Origin of the sequence: Psychrobacter sp. TB20-MNA-CIBAN-0197 (assembly GCF_040309765.1) — a bacterium.
GTDB lineage: Bacteria > Pseudomonadota > Gammaproteobacteria > Pseudomonadales > Moraxellaceae > Psychrobacter > Psychrobacter submarinus.
This window is the reverse complement of record NZ_JBEOPC010000050.1, coordinates 1-11,303: the sequence shown is the minus strand read 5'-3', so window position 1 is coordinate 11,303 and position 11,303 is coordinate 1. Positions and strand designations below refer to the sequence as shown.

At 43.0% G+C, this 11,303-nt stretch carries 8 protein-coding genes, 1 tRNA gene and 2 rRNA genes; 4 read left to right on the top strand and 7 right to left on the bottom strand.

Annotated features, from left to right (window positions below):
- Positions 1 to 76 (top strand) — tRNA-Lys (locus AAEY83_RS12375).
- A gap of 98 nt (positions 77 to 174) precedes the next feature.
- On the opposite strand, the gene AAEY83_RS12370 is transcribed toward AAEY83_RS12375, so the two are convergent.
- Both AAEY83_RS12370 and AAEY83_RS12365 read right to left on the bottom strand, forming a co-directional pair.
- Positions 175 to 957 (bottom strand): MBL fold metallo-hydrolase, encoded by a 783-nt coding sequence (locus tag AAEY83_RS12370; RefSeq protein ID WP_025647232.1) that lies wholly within the window; start codon positions 955 to 957, stop codon positions 175 to 177.
- Positions 958 to 1,179: 222 nt separating this feature from the next.
- Entirely contained in the window at positions 1,180 to 3,267 is a 2,088-nt protein-coding gene (locus tag AAEY83_RS12365; protein ID WP_025647233.1) for a catalase, read from the bottom strand.
- A gap of 358 nt (positions 3,268 to 3,625) precedes the next feature.
- Here AAEY83_RS12365 and AAEY83_RS12360 point away from each other — a divergent pair, with 358 nt between their 5' ends.
- Positions 3,626 to 4,432, top strand: coding sequence for a dienelactone hydrolase family protein (locus AAEY83_RS12360; RefSeq protein WP_025647234.1), 807 nt, complete (start codon positions 3,626 to 3,628; stop codon positions 4,430 to 4,432).
- Between the two features lie 73 nt (positions 4,433 to 4,505).
- Positions 4,506 to 7,286 (top strand): phosphoenolpyruvate carboxylase, encoded by a 2,781-nt coding sequence (gene ppc / locus AAEY83_RS12355; protein ID WP_025647235.1) that lies wholly within the window; start codon positions 4,506 to 4,508, stop codon positions 7,284 to 7,286.
- Between the two features lie 38 nt (positions 7,287 to 7,324).
- Here ppc and AAEY83_RS12350 read toward each other — a convergent pair whose 3' ends face one another.
- From AAEY83_RS12350 to AAEY83_RS12340, 3 genes are read right to left on the bottom strand one after another with little or no spacing between them, the layout of a single operon-like run.
- Positions 7,325 to 7,981, bottom strand: coding sequence for a DUF938 domain-containing protein (locus AAEY83_RS12350; protein ID WP_025647236.1), 657 nt, complete (start codon positions 7,979 to 7,981; stop codon positions 7,325 to 7,327).
- Positions 7,982 to 8,014: 33 nt separating this feature from the next.
- Positions 8,015 to 8,479: a flavodoxin family protein gene (locus AAEY83_RS12345; protein WP_025647237.1), complete on the bottom strand. Its 465-nt coding sequence runs from the start codon at positions 8,477 to 8,479 to the stop codon at positions 8,015 to 8,017.
- A gap of 23 nt (positions 8,480 to 8,502) precedes the next feature.
- On the bottom strand, positions 8,503 to 8,910 hold the full coding sequence (locus tag AAEY83_RS12340) for an OsmC family protein (protein ID WP_025647238.1): 408 nt from the start codon (positions 8,908 to 8,910) through the stop codon (positions 8,503 to 8,505).
- A gap of 122 nt (positions 8,911 to 9,032) precedes the next feature.
- Between AAEY83_RS12340 and AAEY83_RS12335 the strand changes: the two genes are divergently transcribed.
- A complete protein-coding gene (locus tag AAEY83_RS12335; RefSeq protein WP_025647239.1) occupies positions 9,033 to 10,751 on the top strand; it encodes a hypothetical protein in 1,719 nt (572 codons plus the stop codon).
- Positions 10,752 to 10,872: 121 nt separating this feature from the next.
- Here AAEY83_RS12335 and rrf read toward each other — a convergent pair.
- Both rrf and AAEY83_RS12325 read right to left on the bottom strand, forming a co-directional pair.
- Positions 10,873 to 10,987: ribosomal RNA gene (rrf, locus tag AAEY83_RS12330) — 5S ribosomal RNA — on the bottom strand.
- Positions 10,988 to 11,135: 148 nt separating this feature from the next.
- A 23S ribosomal RNA gene (locus AAEY83_RS12325) occupies positions 11,136 to 11,303 on the bottom strand; the annotation flags it as partial.

Here is an 11,303-nt window from a genome sequence, read left to right as displayed (position 1 = left end):
GGACCGATAGCTCAGTTGGTAGAGCAGTTGACTTTTAATCAATTGGTCCCGCGTTCGAGTCGCGGTCGGTCCACCATATTACAAAAGCTCCACTACTTTTTGGTAGTGGGGCTTTTTTTTGTTTGTTTATGAGCTACTGACTACTTAGTTAGTACTTTTTAATGCGTACTTTGATTAAGGCGTTTTGACTCTCTTACGAGCAAACCTAAGCTTAGGTATCGTGGTACTCAAAATATTCCTAAGCGAGGTCTTACGGGGCTGCTTTGGTGCTCTGTCTATAAGAAGATCAAAGTCCTTATCATTGATTTTGACCCTTTTATCATGAGCCAGTAATACCACTGCTGGCTGCAATGCTTTGATCTTATTCAAAGAAGCTCGATAAGCATTAGGCAGGGTAATCAGATAAGGCGATACAAACTTATCTTTGATACTCAATATAAGATCTGCAGTGTAAGCTTGCTTGGTCTGCGCGTGCCATAATGTCAAGTCGCGATCTGTATGCCCAGGCGTCTCCAAAACCACCCAGTCTTCAAAGTTTGGTATCGGGTCACCCTCTTCAACCTCAACATCAACTTTTAAGATAGGATCATACCAAACGTTAGCTATCGACTTTCCTTGCCTATTGGCCACATAGTAAGTTAGCGCTAAATCGTTCAGATGCGAAACTCTGCCTAACACTCCTTGATACCAAGCTTTATCAGCTTTTGCACTGACTACCTGGCAACCCGTTTTTTGTTTTAACAACTCAGCCCCGCCAGCATGATCAGGGTGCATATGAGTGACCACAACCGTTTTAAGCTGATCGATAGGACGCTCCAGGGTATCTGTAATGTAAGTTAAAACGCTATCAACATCACATCGACATCCTGAGTCTAGCAATAACAACTTATCAGGATAGACGGCCATATAAGTGGTCTGAATATATCCTTCAATCGCTACAATATTTATTAAATCCATTATTAAACCTTAAGCCTGATCCAATCAGACTACTCCTATCAATAAATACAATCTTACTATTATAACCTTAGCGCTTTATTAGTCAGTGATATTCAGTGAACGCTTGTGAGCAAACTTTTATTAGCGTATAAAACGACATGTTTAGATATTTATAAGCTCATAAATAAAAAAACTCAGCACTTAGGCTGAGTTTTTCTTCATCATGATTACAACTTCATAGGATTAAGCCAAGTCACGAACCTTAGGCTCACGCTCCCATAGACGAGATTTTGCATTTTCTACAAAGCTGTCAAGCTCAGCGAGCGGTGTGACAAACTCATCTTTTTCTACAGGAAGTTTACTTAAGATAAACTCATCCGTTGCACCGCAATAAGCAATGGCTTTACAGTGTACATAAGCATCAGTGAACCAATCTAGCGTTGAGCTATCCTCCGCCAGTTTCTTAGCTTGATCCGGCATAATGATACTCACTACCGCATCGAAGAATACAGAGGGTGCGCCAGCGACACGCTCATCTGCTTGGATACGCGTATCGTCGTCAAGCTTAACTTCTTTGCTAGGAGCAACAATTTTGACCATACCGCCTTGAGCGTTAATAGCATCTTCAAACTTCTTAACTTGCTCATGGTTTGATCCTTCAGCCACTAAGATACCAACCAAACGGCCTTTTAGTGATTTAGGCGTACGACCAATCGTTTGCAGAGGCTTAGAGGTGTCCATATCTTGTACTGGTGCTGCTGGTTCTGCCGCTTCTGGTAGCTCCATACCTAAGGCATTGGCAACACGATTAGCTAGATCTTCATCAATATTGATAAGGTGACTGAGCACGCGAGTACGAACATGCGGCGCATCTACTTTACCAAGCTCAAACGCGTAGGCTGATGCAATGTGTGCTTGTTCAGCAGGGGTTTGGCTACGATAGAACATACGTGGCTGACTATAGTGATCAGCGAAGCTCTCAGCACGGATACGACCTTTTACGCCATCATCCAGTTTTTCATGAAACGAGTTAAAACCTTTTTGAGGACTTTCACGTGGACGGTCTAGATCTAGACTTTGAGGCTCATAAAGCACACGAGTCTTAGGCACTTGCATTTGCATATGACCGTCTTGCTGGTTATTTGCAAACGGACATTTAGGCGCATTGATAGGAATCTGAACAAAGTTTGGTGAGCCTAATCGTGACAACTGAGTATCTAAGTAACTAAATAGACGGCCTTGTAATAAGGGATCGTTACTAAAGTCGATACCAGGTGGTATATGCGATGGACAGAAGGCTACCTGCTCAGTTTCTGCAAAGAAATTATCTGGGTTACGGTTTAGTACCATTTTACCGATGATTTTAACTGGCACTAGCTCTTCTGGAATCAGCTTAGTGGCATCTAAGTGGTCAAATGGAAACTCATTGGCCTCTTCTTCGGTAAAGAGCTGTACACCAAGCTCCCACTCAAAATACATACCATTTTCAATCGCTTCATACATGTCACGGCGGTTATAATCAGGGTCAGCACCAGATATTTTAACTGCTTCATCCCAAATCAATGATTGCACGCCAGCAACTGGCTTCCAATGATAACGGAAGAAAGTACTCTTACCTTCTTTGTTGAGCAAACGGTAGGTATGAATACCAAAACCTTCCATCATGCTAAAGCTACGCGGCAATGCACGATCACTCATAAGCCAAATCAGGTTATGCATCGTCTCTGGGCTTAGCGAGACAAAGTCCCAAAAGGTATCGTGGGCAGAAGCCGCTTGCGGAAAACCACGATCAGGCTCCGGCTTGACTGCATGAATGAGATCAGGAAACTTAATAGCATCTTGAATAAAGAAGATAGGCATATTATTACCGACTAAATCCCAATTACCTTCTTCTGTGTACATCTTGACTGCAAATCCGCGTACGTCACGGGGCGTATCCTTTGAGCCTTTATTACCAGCAACTGTTGAGAAGCGGGTAAATACAGGAGTCTGCTTACCGGTTTCAGTTAGTATTTTAGCTGTTGTATACTCTTCTAACGATTCAGTTAATTCAAAATAACCATGCGCCGCACTACCACGCGCATGGACAATACGCTCAGGAATACGCTCATGGTCAAAATGGTTGATTTTTTCGCGTAATACAAAATCTTCTAAAAGACTCGGGCCTCGGCTACCGGCTTTTAAAGAGTTTTGATTATCAGAGATAACGACACCTTGCTGCGTAGTGAGCGCTTTTGTGTCGTCGTCTGCACGTTGGTGAGTCTCGCCGCCATTGCCGCGAGTTGGGTTCATGTCTTTTGCGGGGTCAGTATGATCAATATTGGTTTTCATCATGCATCCTAGCTAGTTATAAGAATTAAGCTCTAATAAGAGAATAAGAGCGAAATTTAATTCTACTAAACTCGCTTAGGTTTTACATGATAATACCTGTTGATATTTGGTTAAAGTTTGCAGCTATCAAAAAAAAATTATGATACTTTATAAAAAGGCTGTTTACTTAAGTACTGTGGTCGTTTTGATACTAGCGGCGAATTGGACTCTAAACATTCTTAATCTCGCCACTTACAAAGAATGACAGCGTCAAAGGGTTTATCAGCCTATTAAACACGTCTTCTAACGATGCTCTACTACTCTTCAAGGACATGCTTTAGTCCGTTTACCCTTCTTCACTCTGCTTATGAGGTCGCTTATGTTATGCAATACTAGCTATCAATCGAGTCACTCTTATCTCTCCTCGCTCAAAACTATGTTTGTTGGCTTATCAGTCAGCGCGGTTACGCTAGCTTTTAGTCAAACGGCCGCTGCTATTACCACCAAAGATATCAGCTATACCGTAGACAACCAACCGTACCAAGGCTATTACGCCAAAGCGGATAAGCCTAATGCTCCCTTTATATTGCTGATTCATGATTGGGACGGCTTGACCGATTATGAAAAAAAGCGCGCGGATATGCTAGCGAGCGAGGGTTACAACGTCCTAGCAGCGGATATGTTCGGTGCAGGCATTCGCCCTACTAAGCTTGAAGACAAAAAACGGCTCACCTCCGAGCTATACGACGATCGTAGTAAAATGCGGCGTCTGCTTGCTGGTGCTCTAAATACAGGACAAGCGCAAGGCAATGATGTCCGCGAAGGCGTAACGATGGGCTATTGCTTTGGCGGTACGGTAGCTCTAGAGCTTGCAAGAGCAGGGTTTGAGCAAAAAGCTTTTGTGCCTTTTCATGGGGGGCTTGAGCTGCCAGCGGGTCAAACTTATGATAAAACGAAGGGTGAGATTTTAGTCTTTCATGGCAGTGCCGACGAAGCCGTGCCGTTTGAGGATTTTACCGCCCTTGGTAAGACGTTAGAAGCCAGTGGAGTACCCCATGAGATGTTGACTTATAGCGGTGCAGTCCATGCCTTTACTGACTTCGATAATCCTGATAGATACAATGCTCGTGCCGATGAGCGCTCTTGGAGACGTTATACAGATTTTTTATCCAATGCATATAAATAACTTTAGTTTGTACCCTATAAGAAGAGCGAACCTTATTTATTAACCAGTCTGTTAGAAGACAAGGAAGTGAGTCATGTTATTAAAGAACGAATTATTACGTGAGCGCATTAGATTATTAGGCTCATTCTTAGGTGAGGCAATTTCTCGCCAATCTGGAGAAGACACGCTAAATACCATCGAGACCTTGCGCCAAGGTTTTATCCAAGAGCGCCGCGAGCATAACGACGGACAAAAACAACAACTTATCGAGCTCATCGCCTCGCTAGACAATCAAACACTAAAAAACGTCATTCGCGCGTTTTCTATTTATTTTTTTTTGGCAAACCTGACCGAAGAAAACTACTTACGTGAGCAGCGGCAAGTGATGCGCGCAGAGTCTAACCAAAGCTGGGAAGGCTCTTTTCGTCGCACTTTATCAGAATGCCGCGAGCGCCAGATCGAACCTGAACAAATCAAAGAGCTCATCGATCAGCTAAAATTTATCCCAGTCTTTACCGCGCACCCTACCGAGGCGCGTCGCCGTACAACGATGAATATCTTGCAAACGCTATATGAGCACACCGATGCCATGGGTGTCTATCCTGAGGGCAGTCGCGCCTTTGAGCAGGCCAAACAAAAAACCGCAGAAACCATTGATCTACTATGGTCATCAGATGAGGTGCGGACTCGTAAACCCTTGGTCTATGATGAGATTAATAATGGCCTGCATTATTTTGATGCCAGTCTTTTTACCGCCATACCGAAAGTCTATCGCAATATCAAAGACGCAATCGTAGAGATTTATCCAGAGCTTAGTGACTATGCGCTGCCCGCTTTTGTCAATTTTGGCTCTTGGATCGGCGGCGATAGAGATGGCAACCCCTTCGTCACTCATGAGACCACAGAAATGGCCGTGTTGATGCATGCCAATACCGTGCTGCGCCATTACCAAGTATTGATCCGAAAGCTGCGCCGCGAGCTGATTCATAGCGATAGCATCGTCACCATCGCGCCCGGGATTTATGAGCGAATTAAAGACTATAGCGAGCTGGATCAGCAGGTGTTTTGTTATAACCCTGATGACTATAATCACGAGCCATACCGTAGATTGTTATCACTCATCCTTGCCAAAATAAAAGCCACCAACCAGTATATCCAAAGCCAAGGCACAGACGACAATGCAGCAAAAGACGCGTACTTATCGCCGGCCGCACTGTTAGATGACTTACGCCTTATCCGCAAGAGCGTCAACACGCATGATAGCGCCCATGCCGAAGGGCTACTGCTAGATACCATCCGCTTGGTCAAAACCTGCGGCTTTCATCTGGCCGCGCTCGATATTCGCCAAGACTCAGGCTATCATGGCGAGGTCATTGCCGATATTTTTGCCAATGCCTCCAACTTGCCCGATTACAAGGCGCTAAGCGAAGCAGAGCGCCAAGAGTGGCTGACCCGCCTACTACAAAAACCAGGCACACCGCTGATTTATACCGATAATTTAAGCGAGCAAACCCGTGAGCAGCTGGCATTGATGCAGTCGGTGGCCAAACTGCGCAAACTGGTGGGCGACGATACTTTTGGCAGCTACGTCATCTCGATGACCAATAACGCCAGTCAACTACTAGAAGTACTGCTGCTGATGCGTTTTGCAGGTTTGTCTGGTATCAATGACGACGGACACTTATTTGCCGCCTTGCCGGTAGCGCCACTGTTTGAAACCATCGAAGACCTTAAAAATATCGATAAAATCATGCCAACGGTACTGGATAACCCGCTGTATCGCGAGCTACTTGAGCACTCAGGCAATATTCAAGAGATTATGCTGGGCTACTCGGACTCTTCTAAAGACGGCGGCATTATCACCTCGGCTTGGCAGCTGTATAGCGCCCAGCAGACCATCACTCGTATTGCCAACCAATACGGCATCAGCACCCGTCTGTTCCATGGCCGCGGCGGCTCTGTCAGTCGCGGCGGCGGCTCAACTCATCAGGCCATTGCCGCGCAGCCCGCTGGTACATTAAACGGACAAATCAAGTTTACCGAGCAAGGCGAAGTGCTCTATGCCAAATACGCCAATCCAGATACAGCAGTGTTTGAGCTGACAATGGGTATCACAGGCGCACTAAAAGCCAGCTCGTCACGCTTTGTGGCGCAGCCGGCCCAGCTCGATAGCTATGAAGCACTGTTTGCAGATTTAGCCGATGCAGGCGAGCAGCAATATCGAGCATTGACGGATAATACAGACGGGTTTTATCAGTTTTACTCCGAGGCCACGCCCGTACAAGAGATCTCTTTGCTAAATATCGGCTCGCGCCCTGCCCACCGCAAAAAAGGCTTGCCAAGCAAATCAACAATTCGGGCGATACCTTGGGTGTTTGGCTGGTCATTGGCCCGCTTTACCCTTCCTGCGTGGTATGGCGTGGGCACGGCATTAGAGAGTGTCAAACAAAACGAAGGATTGATGAAAGAGATGAATAAAAACTGGCCGTTTTTTAGCGCCTTTATCAGCAATATCGAAATGGCCTTTACCAAATCGGAGATGAATATCGCCCACGCCTACAGTCATCTGTGCAAAGATGAGCGCTTACGCACACAAGTCATGCAGGCTGTCGAGCACGAGCACGCGCTTACTCACTCTGGCCTAAACTCCCTGCTCGAGCAAACCTCATTATTGTCCACGCAGCAAGAGCTGGCAGCGTCTTTACAATGGCGCAATGCTTACTTAGACCCGATCAACTATATCCAAATCGAGCTGCTCAAACGCATGCGTCAACCTGATAATAAGGATGCTAAAAGTACCGATAAACTGGCGGTAGAAGATCCACTAATTCGCAGTATCAATGCCCTTGCAGCAGGACTACGTAATACTGGTTAGAACTTGATACTGATATTAAAACGCAAATAACCGCTGACTTAGTTAGCGGTTATTTTTTGAAAAACCAAAATTTGGTTGTTCGCTGGCATCTCATATTGAGTCATTAATGTTAAATGGTGGGCGTTGGCTAAAGCAATGATATCTTCTTTATGCCGGATACCGCTACCAGCATCACGCTGGCGCAAAGTGCTATCAAACTGCTGGTTACTCGCACTGGTATAGCGTCCATTTTCATTAAAGGGTCCATATACTATTAGCTTGCCGTCTAACGGTAATGCTTCTCCGACCAACTCAAACAACCTCTCAACCAAAGGCCAAGCGATAATATGTAAGGTGTTAGCAGTAAATATAGCGTCATAAGGTTCGCCAGTATTAGTTTTTGGAATAGAATCTGTTAACAAATTAAAAGCCAACGGTGCATACAGGTTTGATGCGGGATAGGCATCATGCCAAGCTTGTATCACCTGATGATTATCAGTTACATCGCTGGTTTGCCATTGTAGGTGCGGCAATCTTGGTGCAAAGTAAACGCTATGCTGGCCGGTACCTGAGCCGACTTCTAAGACATGAGTATGCTCTTGTAGCTCTTTTTGTAGCACGTTTAAGATAGGTGCTTTATTATTTTCACACGCTTGCGAAAATGGCAGTCTATCTTGGCTACTAATATCCGCATTACCTAAGTTATTTTTATTCATAATACTATCTTAATAAAGGTTCAATAAATCAGTCTAATAAATACCGGCTTCCACTCCAGCAGCTAGCGTCATCGCAAGCTCTTCCACTTGCTCCACAAACACCTCTTGCCAATCACCTTTTAAAATAAGCGTATCTTGGATTTGATTCCAACGCAAACCAGTGATAATCGTTTTCATAGCCAGTTTAGTTCCTGTCCCATCAAACCCAGCGCGAATATATAACGCAAAAGGCAGCCCCTGTTTGTGCTCTAATACCGCGTAATAACAGCGATCGAAGAAGTCTTTGGTCAGCCCTGCCATATAAGACAAATTCTCAGTCGTACCTAATAATAACGCATCCGCTGCGAGTATATCTTCAGGCTGCGTATCCTGTGGTGCTTTGAGAACCACGTTGATATCTATATCAGGGTGATTGGCACCGTCATGAGCGGCTTGCGCCAACTTTTTAGTATTCGGTGATGGTGCATGCGCGACGATAAGTAAAGTCTTGGAAGCCATATTAGTCACCATTATAAAATATATCAGTTCTTAGAATAAATAGTCACCTTTTGCATGATATCAGGATGGATGCTTTTCGCAACTGGACAACTCAGCGCTGTGTTATAAAATATCTTTTGCGTTTTCTCATTGAGCTGCTGCTTAAAAGAGATAGCGACATGTATTTCACTGACGCGCCTTGGATCAGCTGTCATCACTTTGGTCACCTCAGCGGTAGTACCTGCAATATCAATTTCCATATCACGCGCTTTAATCCCAATGATCGTTAGCATACAGCTTGCCAAGCTTGTCGCTAATAGATCAGTCGGTGAAAAAGCCTCACCCTTGCCCTGATTATCAGTGGGTGCATCGGTAATAATTTCATTGCTTGATTGCAAATGGATGGCGCTAGTACGCAAGTCGCCTTGGTAGGTTACTTTTGAAGTTGTCATAGGGCTCCTTCTGATTTAATAGTATTTTGAATGATAGGCAGTGTTATGACTATTTAATAAATGCTAAGATTACGACACTTATGCAAACATTAGTACTGTAAATGGTTCAAAGGAATTATAATATGCACGTATATGAGCTCTCAGAGTATCAAATTTATCAATTAAAATCGATAGATCCAGCTTTAAGTACTAATTGGAAAACAATCATTGCCAATATTTTGCCACAGCTTGACCCTGCTAGTCGTAAAAGTGTGTACGAAAAAATATTGTCAAAGAGAAATATTAGCGCAAATTTTACTTATATCATTCCAGAAAACCTTAGAAGTGTATTATCTAACACCGCAGTACGCAATAAAGAGTTGCAAGCGATTAGCGTACAGATGCTAAAGTTGGTCGAATCCCAACCGCAAACCTGCGATGCTATTGATCTTGCAGATAAAGTAGAAGCTATGATCGACTATATTAATCGAATTGATATAGGCGATCATCATTTAGACCAACAGAGTCGAAAGAGTATAAAGCGTGCTTTTTTATACGATTTAGCGACTTGGATTGATAATGTAAAACTGATAGTACAACCTGGCATTAGACAGCTTAATGTTGACGTTGTAAAAACGTATTTTAAAGAAGTTTTTATCAAACAAAAGATTCAAGAACGTGACTTTCGTGCTTGGGACTCGACTGATATTGATTTTCAAGAACAAGAAAACTTACCTAGTATTATCAGAGAAGAAGCTAAGCGTAAAAAGTTCTTTGTAATCGAAAGTGAAAAGTATTGGTATTTGATTGGTATCGCTGATAAGCCTAGACAAAACCCTTACTCCTTCAAACGCTTTTTGCATGAAGGCAGTATGCAAAATGAACTATACGTATATTTAACTCATGTAGTTCTCAGAAAAAACCTTTTAGATAATGAGCGCTACCTTGAGCACGTTACTTATTGCATGAGTCGACTCTATACTTTGGATGCTGGCGTATCAGATACGATTATCAAGTTTATTGAAGATGTACAATATAAATGTAAGACGCAAATTGAACCGTTACTTAAAAAACCCCTTGAAAAAGACGGTGAAGAAACAGAATTTCATATTCACAAGCGTATGAATGAGTATGAACAACAAATCACTGTATTGATACTCAATAAGCTAAACAACCTCATCGAAAACGCTATCAGCGACAAGGACGATCGAGACTATCTATTTTATTACTTAAGTAAAATTTTTAATAGAATGATTGATAGTATTCAGAACTTTCAATTACTACCTATTGCAACTTACTCTTATAACGTAGAGATTATGGTTGCCAGACTAATTAGCTTTAGGCACTTATTAGATATGATCTACGATTCGTTAGAGAATAAAAACTATAATGCAAAAGGACTTACTGAAGCCTCCAAAGAGATCATAGATATAATCAAAGAAGAGTTCGATGATGTGGAAAGCAATCTCAAACAGATATCGCGTCTAGAACAAAAGCTAAAGCTTTATCATGAGACCAAGGAAAAAGGAAATCTTTGGCAAAGACTAATAGTAGGATGGCAACCAAGATATGATTTCGAAGATATTGAACACTCAAAGAATCAATTAAAGAATGAGTTTTTCTTATCGATCGTTAGATTGGCAAAAAGTCATACTGATAATATTATTTATTTAGAGTTTGACTGTGATGAGACCGTTAATGAACATTATAGACACTATGCTATCGCCAATGACAAAATGGTTATCACACGTTTGCCTAAAGTATTAAGACTTCCTGAAGATAAAGAAACGTTCGATGTGCAGAAAATTAATGAAGCTATTCATCATAATGTTTTTATTTTCCGTAAGTCATCTGTTCTATAGCTCTTGATAAAAACCGTAAGGGTTAGAGATAATTCTTACAGGTAAGGCAAAACCAATAAAAGAATAGCAGACAAAGAAAAGCCCCCTTAACAATTAAGTTAAGGGGGTTTTAGGAATAGAGAGCTGACGATGACCTACTCTCACATGGCCGGAGCCACACTACCATTGGCGCAACGATGTTTCACTTCTGAGTTCGGGAAGGGATCAGGTGGTGCCATCGTGCTATTATCGTCAGCAAAGGGGGTTAGATATGAGTCTGTTGTGTGACTTTTAATAAGTATCACTTATCCTAACTGAATCAAGGAATAAGGTGATATCGATATAATGCTTGTCTAACTATAGAACCAAGTTCTGATAGATAGCTACAAACCACTTGGGTGTTGTATGGTCAAGCCAAACGAGCAATTAGTACAGGTTAGCTACACGCATCGCTGCGCTTCCACACCCTGCCTATCAACGTCCTAGTCTTGAACGGCTCTTTAGGGAAATCTAATCTTGAGGTGGGCTTCCCGCTTAGATGCTTTCAGCGGTTATCCCATCCGAACGTAGCTA

Excerpts from the sequence above, each read along its gene's own strand:
- AAEY83_RS12370 (WP_025647232.1), bottom strand. The coding sequence starts at position 957 with ATGGATTTAATAAATATTGTAGCGATTGAAGGATATATTCAGACCACT.
- AAEY83_RS12365 (WP_025647233.1), bottom strand. The coding sequence starts at position 3,267 with ATGAAAACCAATATTGATCATACTGACCCCGCAAAAGACATGAACCCA.
- AAEY83_RS12360 (WP_025647234.1), top strand. The coding sequence starts at position 3,626 with ATGTTATGCAATACTAGCTATCAATCGAGTCACTCTTATCTCTCCTCG.
- ppc (WP_025647235.1), top strand. The coding sequence starts at position 4,506 with ATGTTATTAAAGAACGAATTATTACGTGAGCGCATTAGATTATTAGGC.
- AAEY83_RS12350 (WP_025647236.1), bottom strand. The coding sequence starts at position 7,981 with ATGAATAAAAATAACTTAGGTAATGCGGATATTAGTAGCCAAGATAGA.
- AAEY83_RS12345 (WP_025647237.1), bottom strand. The coding sequence starts at position 8,479 with ATGGCTTCCAAGACTTTACTTATCGTCGCGCATGCACCATCACCGAAT.
- AAEY83_RS12340 (WP_025647238.1), bottom strand. The coding sequence starts at position 8,910 with ATGACAACTTCAAAAGTAACCTACCAAGGCGACTTGCGTACTAGCGCC.
- AAEY83_RS12335 (WP_025647239.1), top strand. The coding sequence starts at position 9,033 with ATGCACGTATATGAGCTCTCAGAGTATCAAATTTATCAATTAAAATCG.